At 39.3% G+C, this 22,632-nt stretch carries 26 protein-coding genes; 23 read left to right on the forward strand and 3 right to left on the reverse strand.

The window, feature by feature from the left end:
• Positions 1-24 precede the first annotated feature (24 nt).
• The 4 genes from PVK70_RS07440 to PVK70_RS07455 all read left to right on the forward strand — a co-directional run bounded on the left by PVK70_RS07440 (position 25) and on the right by PVK70_RS07455 (position 3,906).
• Complete coding sequence (locus PVK70_RS07440; protein ID WP_130047268.1) at positions 25-960, forward strand: ROK family protein; 936 nt, start codon at positions 25-27, stop codon at positions 958-960.
• A gap of 11 nt (positions 961-971) precedes the next feature.
• The gene (locus tag PVK70_RS07445; protein WP_130047267.1) at positions 972-1,295 is read left to right on the forward strand and encodes a PTS lactose/cellobiose transporter subunit IIA; all 324 of its coding nucleotides are present in this window, start codon (positions 972-974) and stop codon (positions 1,293-1,295) included.
• A 69-nt stretch (positions 1,296-1,364) separates the two neighbouring features.
• Entirely contained in the window at positions 1,365-2,372 is a 1,008-nt protein-coding gene (locus tag PVK70_RS07450; protein WP_130047266.1) for a LacI family DNA-binding transcriptional regulator, read from the forward strand.
• 256 nt (positions 2,373-2,628) lie between these two features.
• On the forward strand, positions 2,629-3,906 hold the full coding sequence (locus PVK70_RS07455) for a carbohydrate porin (RefSeq protein WP_130047265.1): 1,278 nt from the start codon (positions 2,629-2,631) through the stop codon (positions 3,904-3,906).
• Positions 3,907-3,975: 69 nt separating this feature from the next.
• Here the strand turns inward: PVK70_RS07455 and PVK70_RS07460 are convergent, their stop codons facing one another.
• Both PVK70_RS07460 and PVK70_RS07465 read right to left on the reverse strand, forming a co-directional pair.
• The gene (locus tag PVK70_RS07460) at positions 3,976-4,284 is read right to left on the reverse strand and encodes a DUF3301 domain-containing protein (protein ID WP_130046412.1); all 309 of its coding nucleotides are present in this window, start codon (positions 4,282-4,284) and stop codon (positions 3,976-3,978) included.
• Positions 4,285-4,287: 3 nt separating this feature from the next.
• Positions 4,288-5,325 carry a DUF3549 family protein gene (locus PVK70_RS07465; RefSeq protein ID WP_130047264.1) on the reverse strand — a complete coding sequence of 346 codons (1,038 nt, stop codon included), beginning with the start codon at positions 5,323-5,325 and terminating at the stop codon, positions 4,288-4,290.
• Between the two features lie 102 nt (positions 5,326-5,427).
• Here PVK70_RS07465 and PVK70_RS07470 point away from each other — a divergent pair, with 102 nt between their 5' ends.
• Both PVK70_RS07470 and truC read left to right on the forward strand, forming a co-directional pair.
• Positions 5,428-5,742: a YqcC family protein gene (locus PVK70_RS07470; RefSeq protein ID WP_130047263.1), complete on the forward strand. Its 315-nt coding sequence runs from the start codon at positions 5,428-5,430 to the stop codon at positions 5,740-5,742.
• A gap of 1 nt (position 5,743) precedes the next feature.
• Complete coding sequence (gene truC, locus PVK70_RS07475; RefSeq protein ID WP_130047262.1) at positions 5,744-6,529, forward strand: tRNA pseudouridine(65) synthase TruC; 786 nt, start codon at positions 5,744-5,746, stop codon at positions 6,527-6,529.
• 274 nt (positions 6,530-6,803) lie between these two features.
• Here the strand turns inward: truC and suhB are convergent, their stop codons facing one another.
• The gene (suhB, locus tag PVK70_RS07480; RefSeq protein ID WP_130047261.1) at positions 6,804-7,607 is read right to left on the reverse strand and encodes an inositol-1-monophosphatase; all 804 of its coding nucleotides are present in this window, start codon (positions 7,605-7,607) and stop codon (positions 6,804-6,806) included.
• Positions 7,608-7,816: 209 nt separating this feature from the next.
• Here suhB and trmJ point away from each other — a divergent pair, with 209 nt between their 5' ends.
• From trmJ to PVK70_RS07565, 17 genes are all read left to right on the forward strand, one after another.
• Positions 7,817-8,554: a tRNA (cytosine(32)/uridine(32)-2'-O)-methyltransferase TrmJ gene (trmJ, locus tag PVK70_RS07485; protein WP_130046417.1), complete on the forward strand. Its 738-nt coding sequence runs from the start codon at positions 7,817-7,819 to the stop codon at positions 8,552-8,554.
• Positions 8,555-8,649: 95 nt separating this feature from the next.
• Entirely contained in the window at positions 8,650-9,156 is a 507-nt protein-coding gene (gene iscR / locus PVK70_RS07490; RefSeq protein ID WP_130047260.1) for a Fe-S cluster assembly transcriptional regulator IscR, read from the forward strand.
• A 31-nt stretch (positions 9,157-9,187) separates the two neighbouring features.
• Entirely contained in the window at positions 9,188-10,402 is a 1,215-nt protein-coding gene (locus PVK70_RS07495; RefSeq protein WP_130046419.1) for an IscS subfamily cysteine desulfurase, read from the forward strand.
• 32 nt (positions 10,403-10,434) lie between these two features.
• The gene (gene iscU / locus PVK70_RS07500; protein ID WP_045101377.1) at positions 10,435-10,812 is read left to right on the forward strand and encodes a Fe-S cluster assembly scaffold IscU; all 378 of its coding nucleotides are present in this window, start codon (positions 10,435-10,437) and stop codon (positions 10,810-10,812) included.
• Positions 10,813-10,940: 128 nt separating this feature from the next.
• Positions 10,941-11,264 carry an iron-sulfur cluster assembly protein IscA gene (iscA, locus tag PVK70_RS07505; RefSeq protein WP_130046420.1) on the forward strand — a complete coding sequence of 108 codons (324 nt, stop codon included), beginning with the start codon at positions 10,941-10,943 and terminating at the stop codon, positions 11,262-11,264.
• 15 nt (positions 11,265-11,279) lie between these two features.
• Complete coding sequence (hscB, locus tag PVK70_RS07510) at positions 11,280-11,795, forward strand: co-chaperone HscB (protein ID WP_130047259.1); 516 nt, start codon at positions 11,280-11,282, stop codon at positions 11,793-11,795.
• A 39-nt stretch (positions 11,796-11,834) separates the two neighbouring features.
• A complete protein-coding gene (gene hscA / locus PVK70_RS07515) occupies positions 11,835-13,685 on the forward strand; it encodes a Fe-S protein assembly chaperone HscA (RefSeq protein WP_130046422.1) in 1,851 nt (616 codons plus the stop codon).
• 2 nt (positions 13,686-13,687) lie between these two features.
• Positions 13,688-14,026 carry an ISC system 2Fe-2S type ferredoxin gene (gene fdx / locus PVK70_RS07520; protein WP_130046423.1) on the forward strand — a complete coding sequence of 113 codons (339 nt, stop codon included), beginning with the start codon at positions 13,688-13,690 and terminating at the stop codon, positions 14,024-14,026.
• A gap of 108 nt (positions 14,027-14,134) precedes the next feature.
• Positions 14,135-14,335, forward strand: a complete 201-nt coding sequence (gene iscX / locus PVK70_RS07525; protein ID WP_130046425.1) for a Fe-S cluster assembly protein IscX — start codon at positions 14,135-14,137, stop codon at positions 14,333-14,335.
• Between the two features lie 412 nt (positions 14,336-14,747).
• Positions 14,748-16,034, forward strand: a complete 1,287-nt coding sequence (gene pepB / locus PVK70_RS07530) for an aminopeptidase PepB (protein ID WP_130047257.1) — start codon at positions 14,748-14,750, stop codon at positions 16,032-16,034.
• A 38-nt stretch (positions 16,035-16,072) separates the two neighbouring features.
• Complete coding sequence (gene ndk, locus PVK70_RS07535) at positions 16,073-16,507, forward strand: nucleoside-diphosphate kinase (protein WP_130044648.1); 435 nt, start codon at positions 16,073-16,075, stop codon at positions 16,505-16,507.
• A 224-nt stretch (positions 16,508-16,731) separates the two neighbouring features.
• The gene (locus tag PVK70_RS07540; RefSeq protein WP_060993652.1) at positions 16,732-17,850 is read left to right on the forward strand and encodes a bifunctional tRNA (adenosine(37)-C2)-methyltransferase TrmG/ribosomal RNA large subunit methyltransferase RlmN; all 1,119 of its coding nucleotides are present in this window, start codon (positions 16,732-16,734) and stop codon (positions 17,848-17,850) included.
• 30 nt (positions 17,851-17,880) lie between these two features.
• Positions 17,881-18,642 carry a type IV pilus biogenesis/stability protein PilW gene (gene pilW, locus PVK70_RS07545; RefSeq protein ID WP_130047256.1) on the forward strand — a complete coding sequence of 254 codons (762 nt, stop codon included), beginning with the start codon at positions 17,881-17,883 and terminating at the stop codon, positions 18,640-18,642.
• A complete protein-coding gene (rodZ, locus tag PVK70_RS07550) occupies positions 18,632-19,567 on the forward strand; it encodes a cytoskeleton protein RodZ (protein WP_130047255.1) in 936 nt (311 codons plus the stop codon). The genes pilW and rodZ overlap by 11 nt, the downstream gene beginning before the upstream one ends.
• A gap of 12 nt (positions 19,568-19,579) precedes the next feature.
• A complete protein-coding gene (gene ispG, locus PVK70_RS07555) occupies positions 19,580-20,698 on the forward strand; it encodes a flavodoxin-dependent (E)-4-hydroxy-3-methylbut-2-enyl-diphosphate synthase (RefSeq protein ID WP_130044651.1) in 1,119 nt (372 codons plus the stop codon).
• A gap of 38 nt (positions 20,699-20,736) precedes the next feature.
• Positions 20,737-22,005 (forward strand): histidine--tRNA ligase, encoded by a 1,269-nt coding sequence (hisS, locus tag PVK70_RS07560; RefSeq protein ID WP_130047254.1) that lies wholly within the window; start codon positions 20,737-20,739, stop codon positions 22,003-22,005.
• An 11-nt stretch (positions 22,006-22,016) separates the two neighbouring features.
• Positions 22,017-22,628: a YfgM family protein gene (locus PVK70_RS07565; RefSeq protein WP_130047253.1), complete on the forward strand. Its 612-nt coding sequence runs from the start codon at positions 22,017-22,019 to the stop codon at positions 22,626-22,628.
• The last annotated feature ends 4 nt before the right edge of the window (positions 22,629-22,632 follow it).

Consider the following 22,632-nt stretch of genomic DNA (forward strand, 5'->3'; position numbering starts at 1 on the left):
AAAATAAAGGGAGAGGCTCGTATTATGGTAACGTATATTTCATTTGATATTGGTGGTACAGACATAAAGTTTGGCGTGTTAAATGAGCAAGGACAAGTTCTTGAGCAAGGTAAGGTAACCACTGAAACTTGCGGAGAAAAAATCATTGCCACTCTTGTCGATATAAAAGATCAGTGGTCAAAAAAGTATACGTTTGATGGTGCGGCTTTCTCTCTTCCTGGATTTGTTGATGTCAATACAGGGTATTTAAAAACGGGTGGAGCAATTGATGATTTCTACGGTTTTCAGTTTAAAAATGAATTAACTAAGAGATTATCATTACCAGTTGAGCTAGAGAATGATGTTAACTGCGTGGCATTGGCTGAAAAATGGCGTGGTAAAGCGAAGAATGTTGAGAATTTTATCTGTATTACGATAGGCACAGGAATTGGTGGCGCTATTTATATCAATAATCAAATGGTTCGAGGTCATGGGTTTATGGCGGGAGAATTTGGTTATATGTTTACGAAAAATGTATTTGATATTGAAGATAAAGCAACAGCAAGTATGAGTTTTACTGCCTCAGTCAGAGAGGGGCTAAGACGTCGTTATTCTAATTTAAAAAACATTAATAGTATTGATAATATATCAGGAAAGGATGTTTTTGATCTCGCATCAACAGGTGATAAAGTTGCAATAAAAGTAATTGATGACTTTTATAATAATATTGCTATCGGTTTATATAATCTTACGTTTATTTTAAATCCAGAGAAAATAATTATTGGCGGAGCAATTAGTAGTCGAGAAGATTTAATCTTTAATATTGAAGATAAATTTAATCAAATAATTAAAAGCCAAGGTTCAATTAATGATTTTAATGTTAAAGAGTTAGTTTCGATTGAAAAAAGTACTTTCAATAATGACAGTGGTTTAATCGGTGCAGTATATCACTTTTTAATAATGCAAAATAAATTTAAATAGGAATAGATACTATGTTAGTTGGTGAAGAGTTAGAAACCACAGTAATGGAACTTATTATTAATGCGGGTGAATCTAAGTCATGCGCAATGGAAGCATTACGAGCGGCTAAAACCGGTGAGTGGGATAAAGTTGATGATCTTTTAAAGCAGTCGGCAGAGGCTTCAAAAAGAGCACATGACGTACAAACACAACTTATCGGTATGGATGAGGGAGAAGGAAAAGTACCGGTTAATTTAATTATGGTGCATGCCCAAGACCACATTATGACCTCAATGCTTGCAAAAGAGATGATTCAAGAATTAATTGAGATCCATCGCGCATTGCAGAATAAATAATAACGTGTATTTAGCGTAATAACTTAGCTATTATTACGCTAATTTCAAATACCTATTTTTGAGGGAACAATGGCAACAATCAATGACGTATGTAAGCTTGCTGGTGTTTCTAAAGCAACCGTTTCTCGAGTAATGAATGGGAAAGGGCCAGTAAAAGAAGAAACAAAAAAACTGATTTTTGATGCAATGGAAACATTGAACTATAAACCGAGTCTAGTGGCTCAAGCATTGGCAACAAATAGTTCGAATAGTATTGGTCTTATTGTGTCGTTCTTTGATGGTTATTATTTTGGTATTTTACTCAAAGAAGCGACAAGAATTGCAGAAGAATCGGGAAAGCAATTAATCGTCACTGATGGTCATAACCAACTTGAAACTGAAATTGAAGCCATTAATTCATTAGTCGCAAGAAAATGCGATGCTATTTTAATTTATAGTCGTACTATGACGGCTGATGATTATTGCGAAATTCAGAAAAAATTGCCTATCCCACTTGTTGTTATTAATCGAACGCTACCTGATGGGTTAGGGCATGCAGTGGCTTTTGACCAATATGATGCAAGCCAAATGGCTATTGAGCATCTTGTTGAATCAGGGCATAAAAATATTGCAATTATCACTCTTAATATGGGTTCAAGTACCGGTCAAATTCGTTTGAAAGGTGCGAAAGAAACGCTCGAAAAGCATGGTATTACTTACGATGATAACTTAACTATTATAAAAGATGGTAAGTTAGAAGATGGGTATCAAGCGTGTAAAGAGTTACTTAAGCGCTCGCAAGATATTACTGCTATTTTTTGTTTTAATGATCATTTAGCTTTAGGGGCAATTAAAGCATTAAAAGAGTTAAATATTCGTGTTCCTGAGGATATTTCAATTGTTGGAATAGATAATGATGAGATCTCTGCATTTTTATCTCCAGCATTAACAACGATTAATATTCCAATTCAAAAAATCACACAGTTAGCAATGGATAAAGCATTAAGATTAATTTCTGATAAAGAAGTGAAAGCAACCACTGAGATCTTAAAAGGTAATTTAATCATTCGTGAGTCTACAAAAAATATAATTAAATAATTTATCATTTTAAAAAGCATCAATAATTTGATGCTTTTAATTTTACATATTTAAAATAAACTCATTTAAAACCTAAAAATAAAATATATATAAATATAAAACGTGCGTGATCAGCTTAATATTTAATGCTTATAATTATTGAATGAGTGCAATATAAAGGTGAATAATTTAATTAGTTCATGAGTAAGTCGTAAATATAATTCGATAATATTCGTGAGTAATTTAATTTGCTGTTTTACTATTTTAAGGAATTATAATGAAATTATTACCTGTTGCTCTGGCTGTTACGGCGACTCTATCTTCATTTTCTATTTTTGCGGAAACAGATCCACTGGATAATATCCAATTAGATGATCAACAACCACTCGTTATTTCTCCTCAAACTGATATTCCTGATGGGATTGTTTTTTCTGGATATGCTCGTTATGGCTTTCATTTTTCAGATGATGTTGAAAAGTATGTATCTGCCGATGGCCAATTGATTGGTAATGCTGCTGGTCGTTTAGGTAATGAAGGCAATGGCGGTGAGTTTCAGTTTGCGAAAGGATTCGTCTCTGATAATGGCACTATTTGGGATGTTGTTGTTATGTTAGAGCATTGGGGTGATGAGGTTGGTTTGAAGAAATTCTATGCGGGGGCGACGAATGTCTTTGAATCTCAACCTAATGCCTATATTTGGGCTGGTCGAGATTTCCATAACCGACCACAAACGGGCTTGAACGATTATTTCTGGATGATGAATGATTCTCAAGGTGCAGGTATTAAAAACCTTGAATTTGGTAATGTGAAATTTGATATGGCTGCGGTAGCACAAGTCGTTGATGGTGGTGGCACTGGTGACAGTGGTAATTATGCAATTACATCTAAATTACATGGAATTAATTTAACGGACGCATTAGATCTTTCTTTCTATGCTAACTATGGTTTTTCCTCTAAATATACAGAGACAGATAAAGACACTGAAACATGTATAGGGGCAGGAACAGCTAAACAGTGTTATGTCGATGATATTGACTCGTACCAACTGGCGCTTGAGTTAAACCATAGTGTTGGAATGATGAGTAATAAGTTTGTGACTCGCTATGGTAATAACGTTGATAACAATATTTTTAATAAAACAGAAGACTTATCGACGTTGTTAATGCAGTTAGAAGGTAAGTTAGTAATGAGCAATCAAACTAATATTGAATATCTAGTTGGTTATCAATCATTAGAAGATAAAAATGCGAGTCAAGATGACCGAGCTAACTACAGTGCCATTGTGCGTCCTACTTATGCATGGAACAATATTCATTCTACATGGTTAGAGGCAGGTTATTCATTGGTTGATTTTGATAACCAAAGCGGACAAAACGATGCTTGGAAAGTGACGTTATCTCAAAATATTAGTTTCGATATGGACTCTGGTGCACGCCCAATGCTGAGATTTTATGCAACGGTTGGAGATTCGAACACCGAAGTGGATTTAACTCGTGGAGAAACGGGTAAACAAGATACCTTTGCTGTTGGTGCTATGTGGGAAGCGTGGTGGTAAGAATACCGATATTTTAAAATAAGGGGGGAATTGAGCAGGCTGCAATACTGAGGGCCTGCTCAGTTTTCGTTAATATTCCTCAGCCATTCGATAAGGAGGTAAATTAAACTTTGCAGCCTTAAAGCCTACCATGATCAATTTGCCTGTGTAGTGATCATCACCAATAGAAGAAAATTCAAATTCATACATGGTATATAACTGTTTCTTACCACTTGGTAAGCGAAATCCATACGATCCTCTTGCGACACTTAGTAGCTGCAATTCCATTTTTTTACAGTAATGCTGAATGGCTTGATGCGCGTATTCTGATTGTCTTCTTTGTTGCCAAAAAAGAAAACAGAAAAGCGTTAATGCCAATATCGCAAGTAGATTATCCATATCTTAACTCTTCGTGGTTTGTTGTAATTTTAATAAAGCGTCTGCAAGTTTAGGGTCCGCTTCTCCATGAAGGATCTGAAGCATGCACATACGAAGCTTCGGTTGCATTACTAAGTCAGCAAACAATTGATTAAACAGTTGTTGGTCACCTGTTTGAGCTAATCGCAATAAGAAAAGATTAGCAATAGACAGCTCCTCTAATCCACTCCAGCAACGACCAGCAATGGCGACGAGCACTTCAGGGTGGCTCAAGCGTTCACTAGATAAAATCAAAGTCAGTGCTTCAGTTAAGGTATTTTTATCTGCACCAGAAAGCGCACGAATATGTGCAGATAGTAGAAACAGATCAGATTCTTTGTTATTACATAGATCTTGGATTATCTCTAATTGCTTTTGTGCTAATTTTTCAGGTAAATTAATGTGTTCTAAGCAGCCTAATGTAGCGTATAAAACCGTTGTCGGTAAATGAGACAGTGCTTTGCGCAGTGCGGTACTGTTATTGTCTTTATCTACATTGGCACATACATCAGCTAACCCTTGCATTCCCACAAATTGCCAGTTATCCCAACCATTATTACCGGAAAGGTAGGTTTTAGCATGTTCATAATACTGACTCATTGGCTGTGATAATTCAGTGCGTAATACACTATGAAACATCGCCATTTTGTCGTCTTTTGGTTTGAATGTATAAGGGTTATTTGACAGTTTTTGTTGTTGCTCTTCGTTTAAATCGCCACTTAGTGAAACCCCAATCGCTTCGATGACGTATTTAATGAAATTACCGATATCTGCTTGCTGCAGTAAGCTTCGCTCATCTAAAGGAAGTTTTAAAAACCAAATCCAAGGTTGTTTAGCCTCATTCCAATAAGCAATAGCTAAATGAGCATGACGCTGTAGCGGAAAAGGATAAGGTTGCTGCGCAGCTTCTATAGATTCAAATTGTTTATTTGATATAGGTTGAACACGACGACCTAAGTCATAAATCGTGTATTCACAATTTGATTGTTGTATAAGTTGGCTAAGCGTATAAATCTGATCCATGATATGTCTTATTCTATGGGTAATGTCGTGATTATACCCAAGCCTTGATAAGATGGTATCCTTTGTCATTAAAAGTATCAGAGAGTGCGAGTTTTATCGGATATGACGACATCGTTAGAATTATCAACATTATTAGAGCGGTTAGCTCAGCAATTAGAGCATTATGGGCATTGGCAACTTACGTCACCATCCATAGCCGATTTATTAAGTACTGAACCATTTGCTATTGATACTTTGTCTGCATCAGAGTGGTTACAGTGGATTTTTATCCCTAAAATGAATTATCTAATTGAGAATGGACAACCAACACCAAAAGGATTCTCAATTGCGCCTTATATTGAAGAAGCATTAAAAGAGATAGAAGGGTATAACGAGATTGTACGCTTATGTCATGCCATTGATGCATTAGGTAAATGAAGTGAATACAGAAGAAAATATCGCAGTGAATGGCGAATTATTAGAAGAACATGTCGAGCCAATAGAGCTTGAAATTGTGTATCGTGATGAACATTTAATTGCGATTAATAAACCTGCAGGAATGTTAGTACACCGTTCGTGGCTGGATAAACATGAAACGGTATTTGCGATGCAGACATTACGCGATCAGATTGGTCAGCATGTCTTTCCGTTGCATCGTTTAGATAGACCAACATCAGGAATATTATTCTTTGCTTTATCAAGTGAGATTGCGGCACAAGTATCTCCGCTTTTTGCAAGCCGAGAAATAAAGAAAACCTATCATGCGATTGTTCGTGGCTGGATAGAAGAAGCAGATACGCTTGATTATCCTCTTAAAAAAGAGTTGGATAAAATTGCCGATAAAAAAGCCTCAAAAGAAGTGGAAGCGAAGGAAGCTATAACGGAATACAAACCATTAGCTAAAGTAGATCTGCCTTATTCAACGGGTAAATTTCCAACCAGCCGTTATTGTTTAATGGAGCTTAAGCCTCATACGGGGAGAAAGCATCAGCTTCGTCGTCATATGGCTCATTTACGTCATCCTATCGTAGGTGACACGAGTCATGGTGATGGCAAGCATAATCGATTGTTCAAAGAGAATTTGGATAGCCACCGTTTGTTATTACATGCATCAGAGCTGAGTTTTACTCATCCAATTACTAGTGAAAATATAGTAATAAAAGCAAACGTTGATGAAACGTGGCAGAGATTAATGGCCGAGTTTGGTTGGGATATAGAGTTATAGTTAATACCAATCGTAGTAAATAACTGATCATCCTAACTGGTTAAAATACTTGATAACTACGTTGAAATTTTTGATTGTAGAATAACTACTTATCGAAACTATTTATTGAAAAGTGCCGCCTTGTTCTCAAGCATTTTTCCTGCGTTATTTCTGATCACTTACTTACTGTGATTGGTATAATTACGTTAGAGGCAATAAAAAAGGGAAGTGAGATAAACTCACTTCCCTTTTTTTAATTAAGATTTTTAATTCAAATCTTGATAATCAATTAAGATTATTTAGCCATTGCTTCGCTGCCGTTTTCACGGATTTTCTTAAGCATAGACTTAACAACACGTGGGCTACCAGCAACTAGGCCGCCAGTCTTCATGTATTCAGTGTTGCCAGAGAAGTCAGTACAGATAACGCCAGATTCACGAGCGATTAGATCTGCTGCAGCCATCTCCCAAGGCTTAAGGCCAAGAGCGAAGAAACCGTCAATGCGAGCTGCCGCTAGGTAACATAAATCTAGAGAAGGACAGCCAGAGCTACGGATATCAGAACATTCAACAAACATCGCGCCTAGTACTTTTGAGTAGCTTTCAACGTGTTGTTTTTGACGGTAAGGAAGACCCGTTGCAAGAATTGTCTCGTTCATGTCTTTTAATTCTTTAACACGAATACGTTGGTTGTTGCGTTGAGCACCAGCACCACGTTGAGCAGTGAATAATTCATTACGGATTGGATCGTATACACAAGCCACTTCTGTACGGCCTTTAATGCGAACTGCCATAGAGATAGAGAAGTGTGGAATACCTTTTACGAAGTTAGTCGTGCCATCTAATGGGTCAATGATCCATTGAACGTCAGCGTCTTTGCCTTCGATTAGGCCAGACTCTTCAGAAATGATGCTGTGATCAGGGTAAGATTTCTTGATCATATCAACAAGCATATATTGAGCATCGTTTTCGATGTTCGTAATAAACTCGTTATTGCCTTTTTTTGTTGTTTCAATTTTGTCAGCTTGCTCAAAAGATTTAGCAACAAAGTCACCGGCTTTACGCGCAGTACGTATAGCAATATTTAGCATTGGATGCATAGTTATATCCCAAAAGATGTTAAAGAACAGAAATCGGCCGCGAGTATACACAAACTAATTATTAAAAGGAAGCGTTTATTTTTTGTTCAGTTGGTGTCTTTATTATAAAAAAAGCGAGTTAAGGTTAAAAATCTCGGACATATAAAGAAGCAAGGTAGATTGCTTTATGGTAGTATCCGGCGGCTCTTTTCATCAGATGGAAAAATAACATGTTAGATAAAATTCGTATTGTCCTTGTTGGCACTAGTCACTCAGGAAACATTGGTTCAGCAGCTCGTGCAATGAAAGTGATGGGCTTAACTAATATGGTATTAGTGGCTCCTGAATGTGAAGTTGACGGCCAAGCTATTGCATTAGCAGCAGGCGCAAGTGATATTGCGAATAACGCACGCATAGTTAATACATTAGATGAAGCGATTTCTGATTGCGGTTTAGTGATTGGTTCAAGTGCGCGTTCAAGAACGCTTGAGTGGCCAATGCTTGAACCAAGAGAAGCTGGTGTAAAAGCTATTGAGGAAGCGCCATCGCACCCAATTGCCTTTATTTTTGGCCGAGAAAGAGTAGGGCTGACTAACGAAGAGCTACAGAAATGTCATTTCCATGTGTGCATTCCAGCGAATCCTGAATACAGTTCATTAAATTTAGCAATGGCTGTTCAAACTATCAGTTATGAAGCTCGCGTGGCTTGGCTCGATAGCCAGGCTTACAAAGGTGAATCACAAGAATCGGAATACCCTTTAAACTTCGAACTAGAATTATTTTATGAGCATCTTGAAAAAGTGATGACGGATACCGACTTTATTAATAAGGCACATCCGGGTCAGGTGATGAATAAAATGCGTCGAATGTTTAACCGTTGCCGACCTGAAACGCATGAATTGCGTACCTTACGTGGGATCTTAACCGCGGTAGAAAGAAGCATAAAAGACGAAAATATAAGCAAATGATAATACTTGACTAAAATAGTCGGATAAATACTTGACCAAAACAGTCAGGTATGGGAGACTCATTCCATACGAATAGTGTGGATATGAGGTGACGTATGAAATTAACTTCGAAAGGAAGATATGCAGTAACAGCAATGCTAGACGTTGCACTGCATGCGCAAGAAGGGCCTGTGCCACTTGCAGATATCTCGGAGCGACAAGGGATTTCATTATCTTACCTTGAGCAGTTATTCTCTCGATTACGTAAAGCCGGTTTAGTTGCCAGCGTAAGAGGTCCAGGCGGTGGCTATCGCTTAGGATTAAAACCTGAAGAAATTGCGGTTGGAATGGTTATTTCAGCAGTTGATGAATCGGTTGATGCAACTAAATGCCATGGTAAAGAAGGCTGTCAAGGTGGGACGCGTTGTTTAACGCATACACTATGGCGTGACTTAAGCTCACGCATCAGTAGCTTTTTAGATGGAATAACACTTGGTGAACTCATGATCGATAATGAAGTTCAACAAGTATCAGATAGACAAAACATCGATGCAGCCTTAAATCATGGGCTAGTAACGAGTTCAAAATTAACAAATTCTGTGGGTGTTAATGTCCGCCTTTGACGGTCAAACGTCTGTATTATCGGAGATGAAAATGAAACTGCCAATTTACTTTGATTATTCGGCTACGTGTCCTGTTGATGAGCGTGTAGCGAATAAAATGGTTCAACATATGACAATGGATGGATGCTTTGGTAACCCAGCATCACGTTCACACCGTTACGGCTGGCAGGCTGAAGAAGCGGTAGATACAGCTCGTGATAATATTGCGGCTTTATTGAATGCCGATCCACGTGAGATCGTATTTACATCTGGCGCTACAGAATCAGATAACCTTGCAATTAAAGGCGCTGCGCATTTCTATAACAAGAAAGGCAAACATGTCATTACTTGTAAGACAGAGCATAAAGCGGTTCTTGATCCATGCCGTCAGCTTGAGCGTGAAGGTTATGAGGTGACTTACCTTGAGCCAGAATCAAACGGTATTGTTGATTTAGCAAAATTAGAAGCTGCGATGCGTGAAGATACCGTGCTTGTTTCTATCATGCATGTAAACAATGAAATCGGTGTGATTCAAGACATCACTGCGATTGGTGAACTGTGTCGTTCACGTAAGATTATTTTCCATGTTGATGCGGCGCAATCAGCGGGTAAAATCCCTCTTGATGTACAAGAAATGAAAGTGGATTTAATCTCACTGTCAGCACATAAAGTATATGGTCCTAAAGGTATTGGTGCATTATACGTACGTCGTAAACCACGCATTCGTTTAGAAGCGCAAATGCATGGTGGTGGTCATGAACGTGGTTTCCGTTCTGGTACATTAGCAACGCATCAAATTGTTGGTATGGGTGAAGCATTCCGTATCGCAAAAGAAGATATGCAAAAAGATTATGACCATTGTTTAGCGATGCGCGATCGTCTGCTTGATGGCGTTAAAGATATGGAAGCGGTACACATTAATGGTGATTTAGACCAGCGTGTACCACATAACTTAAATATCAGTTTCGAGTTTGTTGAAGGTGAATCACTGTTAATGGCACTGAAAGACTTAGCGGTTTCTTCAGGTTCAGCGTGTACATCAGCAAGCCTTGAGCCATCGTATGTATTACGTGCGTTAGGTTTAAATGATGAATTAGCACACAGCTCGATTCGTTTCTCATTTGGTCGTTACACGACAGAAGAAGAAATTGATCACGCTATTGCACAAATCAGCCAAGCAGTAAACAAACTGCGTGATATGTCTCCATTATGGGATATGTACAAAGAAGGCATCGACTTAAACACGGTTGAGTGGGCACACCACTAACACGGACGTTCCAGAATTTAGAGGTATTTATCATGGCTTATAGCGAAAAAGTAATCGATCACTACGAAAATCCACGTAACGTAGGTTCATTTGAAAAAGATGATCCGTCAGTAGGTAGCGGTATGGTTGGTGCTCCTGCTTGTGGTGACGTAATGAAGTTGCAAATCAAAGTGTCTCCTGAAGGCATCATTGAAGATGCAAAATTCAAAACATATGGTTGTGGTTCAGCAATCGCGTCAAGCTCACTGGTTACTGAGTGGGTCAAGGGTAAAACTCTTGACGAAGCTGCAGCACTTAAAAATGCTGAAATTGCAGAAGAACTTGAACTTCCACCTGTAAAAGTTCACTGTTCAATCTTAGCGGAAGATGCGATTAAAGCGGCGGTATCTGATTACCGTAACAAGCACTAAGATTACAGTTGTTTTATAAAGCGTCAATTTGTACTTATAGGTACAAATACGGCGCTTTATTATTAAATTAAGTCATTATTTGCTAATGACCTCCATGACCACAAAACAAATATAGTAAAGGTTGTAGTATGGCCATCTCAGTAACCGAATCTGCGGCAAACCGTGTACAAACATTTCTTGAAAGCCGAGGAAAAGGCATTGGTTTACGTTTAGGCGTAAGAACCTCTGGTTGCTCTGGTATGGCATATATTCTTGAATTTGTTGATGAACTAAATGAAGAAGACCAAGTGTTTGAAGAGTTTGGTGTAAAGATCATCATTGATCCTAAAAGCTTAGCTTATATGGATGGCACAGAATTAGACTTTGCAAAAGAAGGTCTAAATGAAGGATTCAAGTTCAACAATCCAAACGTAAAAAGTGAATGTGGATGTGGTGAAAGTTTCAACGTATAGAGCATCACGTTAACTATGAACTATTTTGAATTATTTGGGCTACCAAACCAGTTTCAACTGGATGGTAGCCTTCTTTCTCTTCAATTCCGAGAATTACAAAAGCGTTTTCATCCTGATAACTTTGCGACCGCTTCTGAGCGTGACCGTTTGCTTTCTATTCAAAAAGCAGCGCAAATCAACGATGCTTATCAAACGCTTAAAAACCCCGTCACTCGTGCAGAGTATATGCTATCAGAGCAAGGTCATGATATTCGTGGTGAGCAAACCACAATGCAAGATCCTGTGTTTTTGATGCAACAGATGGAGCTTCGTGAGGAGTTAGAATCGTTGCCATCAAGATCTGATCCTGAAAGTGCATTGTTTGATTTTGCTGAGAACGTATCAGTTATGCGTAAAGAGCAATTAGGGCTATTGCAGCAGCAATTAGAGAGTGAAATTTGGCAAGAAGCCGCTCAAAGTGTACGAAAGCTGAAGTTTATTGATAAACTGAATCACGAAGTCGAACAGTTAGAAGACAAATTATTAGGTTAACCCAATAAAGGTTAATTGAAATAGACGAAGGATATTTTCATGTTACTACAAATTGCTGAACCAGGACAAAGTGCTGCACCACACCAACATAAATTGGCGGTGGGTATTGATTTAGGTACGACTAATTCTCTGGTTGCTTCAGTTCGAAGTGGTGAAGCGAAGACATTACCAGATTTGAAAGGTAATGTTATCCTGCCATCGGTTGTACAGTATCAAGACAATAAGATTTGTGTTGGTGCAAATGCGTATTCATCAGCTGCTTCTGATCCTCAAAATACCATTATTTCAGTAAAACGACTGATGGGCCGTTCATTAAAAGATATTCAAGCTCGCTACCCTGATTTACCTTATCAATTTACTGAAAGTGAAAATGGTTTACCCGTTATTCAAACTGCTCAAGGTGAGGTTAACCCTGTTCAAGTTTCTGCAGAGATCTTAAAGTCTCTTTCTCGTCGAGCAAAAGAGACATTAGGTGATGAGTTGGAAGGTGTGGTTATTACTGTTCCTGCTTACTTTGATGATGCGCAACGTGCGGGTACTAAAGATGCAGCGACATTAGCTGGTTTAAATGTTCTTCGTCTATTAAATGAACCAACAGCTGCAGCAATTGCATATGGTTTAGATTCAGGCCAAGAAGGTGTTATTGCTGTTTATGATCTGGGTGGCGGTACGTTCGATATTTCAATCTTGCGCTTGTCTAAAGGCGTATTTGAAGTATTAGCAACCGGTGGTGATTCTGCACTTGGTGGTGATGATTTTGATCATGCTATTGCGAATTGGATTAAAGACCAAGCAGGGATCAACACACCTCTTTCTAAGCAGGAACAGCGTGAGTTGCTAACGTTAGCAACGGAAACTAAAGTCGCTCTCTCTGATAGTGAGTCTGTGAGTATTTCTTTTAAAGAATGGTCAGGTACAATTGCTGTTTCTGAATTTAACCAATTGATTCAACCTTTAGTTAAGAAAACACTAATGGCGTGTCGTCGTGCATTAAAAGACGCTGATATTAGCACTGAAGAAGTAATGGAAGTAGTAATGGTTGGTGGTTCAACTCGCACTCCATTTGTACGTACATCTATTGGTGAGTACTTCAATAAAACCCCGTTAACCAGTATCGACCCTGATCAAGTGGTTGCTATTGGTGCAGCTATTCAAGCGGATATTTTAGTGGGTAATAAACCAGATGCTGAGATGTTATTGCTTGATGTTATTCCGCTGTCTTTAGGGATTGAAACCATGGGTGGCTTGGTTGAAAAAATCATTCCACGTAATACCACGATCCCTGTCGCGAAAGCGCAAGAGTTCACCACTTTTAAAGATGGTCAAACAGGCATGATGGTTCACGTTGTTCAAGGTGAACGTGAAATGGTAGAAGATGGTCGCTCACTTGCTCGCTTCTCATTAAAAGGTATTCCGCCGATGACTGCGGGTGCTGCACATATTCGAGTGACTTATCAAGTTGATGCTGATGGGCTTTTATCTGTTACAGCAATGGAAAAAAGCACTGGCGTTCAATCTCATATCCAAGTTAAACCTTCTTATGGCTTAAGCGATGATGAAGTCGCAAATATGTTGAAAGACTCGATGACATTCGCTAAAGAAGATATGCAAGCGAGAGCATTAGCAGAGCAACAGGTAGAAGCCGATCGTGTTATTGAAGGGTTGGTTGTTGCTTTGAATAGTGATGGTGATGCATTGTTATCAAAAGAAGAACAAACAGAAATTTTAAAAGCAATTGAGGCGTTAATCGTCGTACGTCAAGGTACAGATACGCAAGCAATTGAAGATGGAATAAAACAAGCTGATGCAGCAAGCCAAGAGTTTGCCGCGCGCCGAATGGATGCCTCTATTCGCGCTGCATTGGCCGGTCAATCTATTGATGAGGTATAGAAATGCCAAAGATTATTGTTCTACCACACGATGAGTTATGTCCAGAAGGGGCGGTACTTGAAGCAAATGAAGGGGAAACGGTTTTAGACGTTGCTCTTAAAAATGGCATCGCTATTGAGCACGCATGTGAAAAGTCATGTGCATGTACAACGTGCCATGTTGTGATTCGTGAAGGGTTTGATTCACTTGAAGAGAGTGATGAGCTTGAAGATGACATGCTGGATAAAGCGTGGGGTCTAGAGCCAGAGTCTCGTCTTGGTTGCCAAGCAAGAATGGCTAAGCAAGACTTAGTGGTAGAAATTCCAAAATACACACTAAACTTAGCATCAGAAGATCATTAATCTTTCGATTCTAAAATAGATTAAGAGGGCAAGTGTTGAGATGTAAGTAATTACCTCCTCAAACTTGCCCTTTTTATTGCTTATAGCCGCATAAAAAAGGAGTTTATGATGAGTTTAAAATGGATAGATTCAAGAGACATCGCAATTGAGTTATCAGAGAAGTACCCTGATACTGATCCCAAAACCGTGCGATTTACTGATTTGTGCCAGTGGGTATTGGATTTGGAAGACTTCGATGACGACCCTAAGCATTCAGGTGAAAAGGTATTGGAAGCGATTATCCTGTGCTGGATGGATGAGTGGGATTAATACCAATCTACATAAGTATTTGATCATTCTTGCTTGTTAAAATCGATTATATCAGCGTTATACCTTTCTATTGCAAAAATTAGGTGTAATTAGATCCACTAGTTACTGTAATTTATGCCTTGCTCTAATCGATTTTTCCTGCGCAATTATCTGAACAACTACTTATCCAGAATGGTATAAGTTATTCGAAGTTACATCGGTATTTCATTAATAAGGTTTAAATTCCCATCGAGTGGTTGGATCGATCTCTTAGATTTTAGTGAAATGCCTTGTATCGCCTGTATAAAGTAGGCAAATTAGATAAAAAGAACATTTTGTTCGAGTATACCCATAGTATTAGCGCAATATAAGTAATCAATAGAACTCACCTACTGATTGTATGGAGTTATTGCGTGCTTAAAGGAGATTCATCATGTCACAAAAGATGACGGTACAACTTTCATCAATCGCTGCACTTGCTCATTGGGGTGAAAATGCACCGCTTTCGTTTACTGCAGAGGGCGCAGTGATCCACTGTACTGATAGTGATGTTTATAGCGCAATTCAGCGTGCTGCTCGAAAGCTAGCAACTCAAGGTCTTGTTGCTGTTGAGCTGCAAGGTCCAGAGTGGGATTTAGAGTCTATTTGGTCTTTTGTTCAGGGTTTTCGTGATTCAAAAAGCAATAATGACGTTACTTGGGCCGCACTTGTTGAGGTGGATGAAAAAGAGCTGAATGATCGCATATTAACAACTAACTGGACTCGTGAACTTATTAATAAGACGGCGGAAGAAGTCGCTCCTCGTCAACTTACCACAATGGCTGCTGAGTTTATTAAATCAGTTGCACCAGCCGGAACAGTAACGGCTAAAATAATTAAAGATAAAGATTTACTAACGGAAGGTTGGACAGGTATTTACGCGGTAGGTCGTGGTTCTGAGCGTACTTCAGCGATGCTGCAGCTAGATTACAACCCAACTGGCGATGCTGATGCTCCTGTTTTTGCGTGTCTTGTAGGTAAGGGTATTACCTTTGACTCTGGTGGTTACAGCATTAAACCTTCTGGCGGCATGGCGTCAATGAAAGCCGACATGGGAGGCTCTGCGCTAGCAACAGCTGGTCTTGCAATGTCGATTCTTCGTGGTTTAGATAAGCGCGTTAAATTGATTTTATGCTGTGCTGAAAATATGATTTCAGGCCGAGCATTAAAGCTAGGCGATATCATTACCTATAAAAATGGTAAAACAGTAGAGATCTTAAATACTGATGCAGAAGGTCGCTTAGTATTAGCTGATGGTCTTCAGTTTGCCTCAGCACAAAACCCAGAACTTATTATTGACTGTGCAACATTAACAGGTGCAGCAAAAATGGCGGTGGGTAATGACTTCCATTCTTTATTAAGCTTTGATGATGAGTTGAGCCAAAAAGCATTAACGTCAGCTCAAGAAGAAAATGAAGGACTATGGCGTTTACCGTTAATGGAATTTCACCGTACTATGTTACCGTCAAACTTTGCAGATTTAGCTAATATTGGCTCAGGAGCATATTCTCCAGGAGCAAGTACAGCAGCCGGCTTCTTATCTTACTTTGTTGAAGATTATCAGAAGGGATGGATGCATATGGACTGTTCGGCAACGTATCGTACCGCGCCATCAGATAAATGGTCAGCAGGGGCAACAGGCGTTGGTGTTAGAACACTTGCTAATATATTAACTAAGTAATTAATATAAGAAGTAAAAGAAACCTAAAGGAAAGTAGAATGACAATAGAACGTACTTTTTCAATTGTAAAACCGGATGCCGTTAAGCGTAACTTAATTGGTGCTATTTACCGTCGTATTGAAAAAACAGGTATGCAAATCGTTGCTGCTAAAATGCTTCGTTTAACTAAAGAACAAGCAGAAGGCTTTTATGCAGAGCATGAAGGTAAAGAGTTTTTTAATGATCTAGTCGCTTACATGATGTCTGGCCCAGTAATGGTACAGGTATTAGAAGGGGAAAATGCGGTGGCTCGCTACCGTGAGCTAATGGGTAAGACTAACCCAGAAGACGCTGCCTGTGGCTCATTGCGTGCCGATTATGCAATCAGCATGCGTCATAACTCAGTTCATGGTGCAGACAGTCCTGAATCTGCAGCACGCGAGATTGCTTACTTCTTTGCTGAAGATGAAATCTGTCCACGTCCAGCAGAGTAAAGGACTAAGGATTCAGATCGGTCGCAAGCTCCCTTGAAGGTTTCAGAGGAGCTTGCTGTTAGTCTGGTATTTAAAATAATATAGTCAATACAGTAAATTTTTCTTTTCTATAACAGATTAATCATACACCCGCTTTAAACCTCGACCCTCTAGTAATATTCTCTCAAAACTTGTACAATTCTGCGCCCGATATTCGCGGTGATGTTATTTATCAGAGAGGCAACATGACTACAGCTAAAATCAATCTACTGGACTTTGATCGTAAAGGACTTCGAGCATTTTTTTCTGAGGAATTAGGAGAGAAAGCATTCAGAGCCGATCAAATCATGAAGTGGATGTATCACTTTGGTTGTGATGACTTCGATCAAATGAACAACATCAACAAAAAACTTCGTGAAAAACTAAAGCACAAGTGTGAGATCCGCGCCCCTTATGTTTCAGAAGCTCAGCATTCGGTTGATGGCACCATCAAATGGGCGATGAAAGTAGGCGATCAAGATGTTGAAACGGTTTATATCCCTGATGGTGACCGTGCTACATTATGCGTATCTTCTCAAGTAGGTTGTGCATTGGAATGTAAATTCTGTTCAACTGCTCAACAAGGCTTTAACCGTAACCTTAAAGTGTCTGAAATTGTAGGCCAAATTTGGCGTGCAGCTCGTGAAATTGGTTTAGAAAAAGAAACGGGTCGTCGTCCAATTACAAATATTGTAATGATGGGCATGGGCGAACCGCTGCTTAATATGAAAAACTTAATTCCATCATTAGAAATTATGCTTGATGATCTAGGTTTTGGTTTATCTAAGCGTCGTGTAACGGTATCGACCTCAGGTGTTGTATCTGGCTTAGAGCAAATGATTGGGAAAATCGATGTAGCATTAGCGATCTCTCTTCATGCGCCAACGGATGAACTACGTAGCGAAATCATGCCAATCAATGATCGTTGGAATATTGATGCATTTTTATCGTGCGTTCGCGAATACATTGCATCATCAAATGCTAACCGTGGTCGTGTAACGGTAGAGTATGTCCTTTTAGATCATGTTAATGATGATATGAATCATGCAAGACAACTCGCAGAATTACTAAAAGATACCCCTGCAAAGATTAATTTGATTCCATTTAACCCATATCCTGGGTCACCATACAAAAAACCAAGTAATTCACGTATCGATCGATTCATGAAGACACTAATGGAATACGATTTTACGGTAACCGTTCGTAAAACTCGTGGCGATGATATTGATGCTGCTTGTGGTCAATTAGTGGGTGATGTAATCGATAGAACTAAACGTACTCAAGTTAAACAGCAAGGTGAGGCTATCCCTGTTAAAACTGTTTAACCTTGATGTATAACAGCAAGGGAAGGCAGTATGAGAAAATGGAGTGCGGCACTATTAACAATTGGAGTGTTAATCAGTGCTGGTTGTGTCACGGTAAATGAAGCCGATGACATGACCCAAGAAGAGATAATTCGAGCTGCTGAGGCTCGAATTACCCTTGGATTAAGCTATTTAAATGCGGGCAACATGATCAAAGCCCGTGAAAATTTGGAACTGGCTGTACAATACGCTCCCGACTATTACCGCTCTCAAACTTCCCTCGCTTATTATTACCAACAAGTAGATGAAGATGCATTAGCTGAAAAGGCTTACAAACGAGCATTACGTTCTTCATCAAAAAATGGTAATGTATTAAATAACTACGGCGTTTTTCTTTGTAAAAATGGCCGTTATGAGGAAGCTCAACAGAAGTTTGCTCAAGCAATAGACCAACCTTACTACTACCTTGTTTCGGCAAGTTATGAAAATGCAGCCATGTGCGCATTAAGTAGTGGGGATAAAGTGACAGCAAAAACGTATTTTGAGCGCTCACTGGCTCATGATCCGAATCGAGTTCGTTCCACCCTTCAATTGGCTAAATTGAATATTGATGAAGGTAACTATTCAGAACCGAGAATTGCGCTGTTTAAATTTACTAAGAAGTATGGATACAAACCCGTTAGCCTAAGCTTACTCATAGAATTAGAAAAAAAAGCAGGCAATACGCATTTGGTTAAAAAATACGTAAATATTCTCGGGAAAGAGTATCCAGACTCAACAGAATATCAGAATTATATAAATTATGACGATTGAACATATTGAAGAAAAAGTAGAAACATTGGTAGCTCCAGGCTTGTTACTTAAAGAAGCGCGTGAGGAGCAAGGGTTATCACTTGAAGATATCTCATCACGCTTACGTTTACGCGTTGAAGTTTTACAGCAAATTGAAGCTGATCAATTTGATATGGGTAAATTAGCGACGTTTACTCGTGGCTACTATCGTTCTTATGCCAAAATTGTCAATGTGCCTGAAATCAAAGTATTAAATGCTTTAGACCAATTAGGTAAAGCATTGATAGAAGAGCATGATATGCAGAGTTTTTCTCGTAAAACGAAAAGAGAAAAACACGATAACCGCATAATGAAACTGACATGGGTTATTTTTGCGTTAATTCTTAGTATGTCTGTTTTGTGGTGGTGGCAAGAGCAAGCTCAATTAGAGAGCAAACAAGACGCAGAATTAATTACAGAAGTGACATCTGAAGCACCAACTCAAGTGACAGAAAGCACGACTGGTGAAGATGGCGCTACAGATGAACATTCAGTGCTTAATGAGACGAATGCTCTTGAGGTTGATACTAAACTTTCAGAATTAGAAACAGCTTCTGAAGAACTTGAAGCACCTATTGCAGAAGACGTAAGTACCAATGAAGCAGTAGATGCAACTTCAGAAACAAAAGCTGAAGAAAAAGTCGCAGTAGTAGAGCCAGTAGCAATTGCTGAAGATGTACTAATGACCTTTAATAATGATTGTTGGCTACAAGTTCAGGACGCAGCAAATAACCGTCTATACTCAGGCGTGAAAAAAGCAAATCAAACACTAAAACTGACAGGTAAAGCGCCTTATAAACTAGTTATTGGTGCTCCAAGTGCCGTAACATTAACTTATAAAGGTAAACCTGTTGATTTATCTGCATATCCTGCCGGTAAAGTTGCACGATTAACCCTACCTCAATAATGAGTTGATTCCATGCATACAGAATCCCCAATTAAACGCCGTCAATCTACTCGCATTTATGTGGGTAATGTTCCTATTGGAGATGGCGCTCCGATCGCAGTTCAGTCAATGACAAACACGTTAACGACTGATGTTGCTGCGACAGTTGCTCAAATTAAAGCACTTGAGAAAGTCGGTGCCGACATTGTTCGTGTTTCAGTACCCACAATGGATGCTGCTGAGGCGTTTAAGCTAATTAAACAACAAGTATCAGTCCCTTTAGTTGCTGATATTCATTTTGATTATCGTATTGCACTAAAAGTTGCCGAGTATGGCGTAGATTGCTTACGTATTAATCCGGGTAATATCGGTAATGAGCAACGTATTCGCTCTGTTGTTGATTGTGCTCGTGATAAAAATATTCCAATTCGTATTGGTGTTAACGGCGGCTCATTAGAAAAAGACATTCAAGCTAAATATAAAGAGCCAACAGCAGAAGCGTTACTTGAGTCAGCAATGCGACATGTTGATATATTGGACAAAATGAACTTTGACCAGTTTAAAGTTAGCGTTAAAGCATCAGATGTATTTCTCGCAGTTGATTCATACCGCTTGTTAGCAAAACAAATCGCTCAACCACTGCATTTAGGTATTACTGAGGCTGGTGGTGCGCGCGCAGGCTCTGTAAAGTCAGCTGTTGGTTTAGGGTTACTATTATCTGAAGGTATTGGTGACACACTACGTATTTCTTTGGCAGCAGATCCTGTTGAAGAGATCAAAGTTGGTTTTGATATCTTAAAATCATTGCGTATTCGCTCTCGCGGCATTAACTTTATTGCTTGCCCTACATGTTCTCGTCAAGAGTTTGATGTGATCGCAACGGTTAATGAGCTTGAGCAGCGTTTAGAAGACTTAATCACACCAATGGATGTATCTCTTATTGGTTGTGTTGTAAATGGCCCTGGTGAAGCTGAAGTTTCGCACATGGGAATTGCGGGAAGTAACCGCAAAAGTGCGTTCTATGAAGATGGTATACGTCAGAAAGAGCGTTTTGATAATGATAATATTGTGGATAAATTAGAAGCAAAAATTCGTGCTAAAGCAGCAACGTTATCAAAAGAAAACCAAATTGATATTAATCAGATAGACTGATTAATTGTAGATATAAATAAACCCATTGGGAAGTGAACGTGGCTAAAGCAATCCAAGCAATTCGAGGCATGAATGACTGCCTTCCAACACAATCGCCATTGTGGCACAAAGTTGAAAATAGCGTAAAACGCGTTATCAGTGCATACGGTTATAACGAAGTTCGTATGCCTATCGTTGAGCAAACGAATCTTTTTAAACGAGCTATCGGTGAAGTTACTGATGTTGTTGAAAAAGAGATGTATACGTTTGAAGACCGTAATGGTGATAGCTTAACGCTTCGTCCTGAAGGGACTGCGGGTTGTGTTCGTGCAGGAATTGAAAATGGTCTACTGTACAACCAAGAGCAACGTTTATGGTACATGGGCCCAATGTTCCGTCACGAGCGCCCTCAAAAAGGTCGTTACCGTCAATTCCACCAAGTTGGTGTTGAAGTATTTGGTTTGAACGGCCCTGATATTGATGCTGAATTGATCATGATGACAGCGCGTTTATGGCGTGAATTAGGCATCGATCAACACGTTCGCTTAGAGTTAAACTCGATTGGTTCATTAGAAGCGCGTGCTAACTATCGTGTTGCACTTATTGCTTTTCTAGAACAACACCTAGATGTATTAGACGAAGATTGTAAGCGTCGTATGCACACTAATCCAATGCGTGTTTTAGATACAAAGAACCCAGATGTTCAAGCAATTTTAGGTGATGCACCTAAGTTATCTGAGTACTTAGATGATGATTCAAAAGCACATTTTTCTGGATTATGTGAACTACTTGACGCTGCTGGTATCCAATATCAAGTTAATGAACGTTTAGTTCGTGGATTAGATTATTATAACCGTACTGTTTTTGAGTGGGTTACTGAAAGTTTAGGCGCTCAAGGCACGGTATGTGGCGGTGGTCGTTATGATGGTCTAGTTGAACAACTAGGCGGTAAAGCAACGCCAGCGGTTGGTTTTGCTATGGGTCTAGAGCGTTTAGTATTACTAATGGAAACATTAGAATTAACTGACGTTCGTCGTTCAGTTGATGTGTACATGGTGACGTCTGGCGAAGGTACATTAATGGCTGGTATGAAACTGGCTGAGTCCCTACGTGAACAAGTACCAGGCTTACGCGTAATGTGCCACTTTGGTGGCGGTAACTTTAAAAAACAATTTAAACGTGCTGATAATGCCGGTGCCGCAGTTGCTCTTATCTTAGGTGAGAGTGAAGTCGCTGAGCAGACAGTTAACGTAAAAGATTTACGAACTGGCGAGCAAGAAACTTTAGCTCAAACAGACGTATTCGCAAAATTAGCTGATTTGATTTAAGAGGATAGGACGTGGAAGCCTACGAAACTGAAGAACAACAAGTTGAAGCCATTAAAAGTTGGTGGAAAGAAAATGGCAAGGCAGTCGTTGTTGGTGGCGTTGTTGGCATTGGTGCCATTTTAGGTTGGAAATATTACCAATCGGCGCAAATTGAAGCAAAAGATACAGCGTCAATGTCTTATGAGAAAACATTAACGACATTGCAAGCATCTGGTGCAGAAGCCGCTGAGTCAACTCAAGCGTTTATTAATGCAAATGCAAAAAGCGAATACGCAACTTTAGCGGCTCTTCAGCTAGCAAAGGTACAAGTAGAAGCTGGCCAACTTGATAATGCAATAACGCAGTTAAATTGGATTGCAAGTAACAGCAAAGATGAGTCTTTGATTGCTACGGCACAAATTCGAATTGCTCGTATTCAAGCACAACAAGAAGAATTTGATGCAGCACTAACAACACTAGAAACAGTGAAACCTGCAAGTTGGGCTGCGCGTGTTGCTGAAGTTAAAGGTGATATTGCACTTCGTCAAGGTGATATAGCAACAGCTCGCTCTGCTTATACAGAGGCACTGCAAGCTGGTATGAACCAAGCGGTTCAAATGAAACTGGATGATTTAGCAGAGTAAGGAC

This window comes from Aliivibrio sp. A6 (assembly GCF_028765505.1).
In the GTDB taxonomy this organism is placed as follows: domain Bacteria; phylum Pseudomonadota; class Gammaproteobacteria; order Enterobacterales; family Vibrionaceae; genus Aliivibrio; species Aliivibrio finisterrensis_A.

What these genes read in the sequence shown, in the direction of transcription:
- PVK70_RS07440 (WP_130047268.1), top strand. Translation starts at nt 25, where the DNA reads ATGGTAACGTATATTTCATTTGATATTGGTGGTACAGACATAAAGTTT.
- PVK70_RS07445 (WP_130047267.1), top strand. Translation starts at nt 972, where the DNA reads ATGTTAGTTGGTGAAGAGTTAGAAACCACAGTAATGGAACTTATTATT.
- PVK70_RS07450 (WP_130047266.1), top strand. Translation starts at nt 1,365, where the DNA reads ATGGCAACAATCAATGACGTATGTAAGCTTGCTGGTGTTTCTAAAGCA.
- PVK70_RS07455 (WP_130047265.1), top strand. Translation starts at nt 2,629, where the DNA reads ATGAAATTATTACCTGTTGCTCTGGCTGTTACGGCGACTCTATCTTCA.
- PVK70_RS07460 (WP_130046412.1), bottom strand. Translation starts at nt 4,284, where the DNA reads ATGGATAATCTACTTGCGATATTGGCATTAACGCTTTTCTGTTTTCTT.
- PVK70_RS07465 (WP_130047264.1), bottom strand. Translation starts at nt 5,325, where the DNA reads ATGGATCAGATTTATACGCTTAGCCAACTTATACAACAATCAAATTGT.
- PVK70_RS07470 (WP_130047263.1), top strand. Translation starts at nt 5,428, where the DNA reads ATGACGACATCGTTAGAATTATCAACATTATTAGAGCGGTTAGCTCAG.
- suhB (WP_130047261.1), bottom strand. Translation starts at nt 7,607, where the DNA reads ATGCATCCAATGCTAAATATTGCTATACGTACTGCGCGTAAAGCCGGT.
- trmJ (WP_130046417.1), top strand. Translation starts at nt 7,817, where the DNA reads ATGTTAGATAAAATTCGTATTGTCCTTGTTGGCACTAGTCACTCAGGA.
- iscR (WP_130047260.1), top strand. Translation starts at nt 8,650, where the DNA reads ATGAAATTAACTTCGAAAGGAAGATATGCAGTAACAGCAATGCTAGAC.
- PVK70_RS07495 (WP_130046419.1), top strand. Translation starts at nt 9,188, where the DNA reads ATGAAACTGCCAATTTACTTTGATTATTCGGCTACGTGTCCTGTTGAT.
- iscU (WP_045101377.1), top strand. Translation starts at nt 10,435, where the DNA reads ATGGCTTATAGCGAAAAAGTAATCGATCACTACGAAAATCCACGTAAC.
- iscA (WP_130046420.1), top strand. Translation starts at nt 10,941, where the DNA reads ATGGCCATCTCAGTAACCGAATCTGCGGCAAACCGTGTACAAACATTT.
- hscB (WP_130047259.1), top strand. Translation starts at nt 11,280, where the DNA reads ATGAACTATTTTGAATTATTTGGGCTACCAAACCAGTTTCAACTGGAT.
- hscA (WP_130046422.1), top strand. Translation starts at nt 11,835, where the DNA reads ATGTTACTACAAATTGCTGAACCAGGACAAAGTGCTGCACCACACCAA.
- fdx (WP_130046423.1), top strand. Translation starts at nt 13,688, where the DNA reads ATGCCAAAGATTATTGTTCTACCACACGATGAGTTATGTCCAGAAGGG.
- iscX (WP_130046425.1), top strand. Translation starts at nt 14,135, where the DNA reads ATGAGTTTAAAATGGATAGATTCAAGAGACATCGCAATTGAGTTATCA.
- pepB (WP_130047257.1), top strand. Translation starts at nt 14,748, where the DNA reads ATGTCACAAAAGATGACGGTACAACTTTCATCAATCGCTGCACTTGCT.
- ndk (WP_130044648.1), top strand. Translation starts at nt 16,073, where the DNA reads ATGACAATAGAACGTACTTTTTCAATTGTAAAACCGGATGCCGTTAAG.
- PVK70_RS07540 (WP_060993652.1), top strand. Translation starts at nt 16,732, where the DNA reads ATGACTACAGCTAAAATCAATCTACTGGACTTTGATCGTAAAGGACTT.
- pilW (WP_130047256.1), top strand. Translation starts at nt 17,881, where the DNA reads ATGAGAAAATGGAGTGCGGCACTATTAACAATTGGAGTGTTAATCAGT.
- rodZ (WP_130047255.1), top strand. Translation starts at nt 18,632, where the DNA reads ATGACGATTGAACATATTGAAGAAAAAGTAGAAACATTGGTAGCTCCA.
- ispG (WP_130044651.1), top strand. Translation starts at nt 19,580, where the DNA reads ATGCATACAGAATCCCCAATTAAACGCCGTCAATCTACTCGCATTTAT.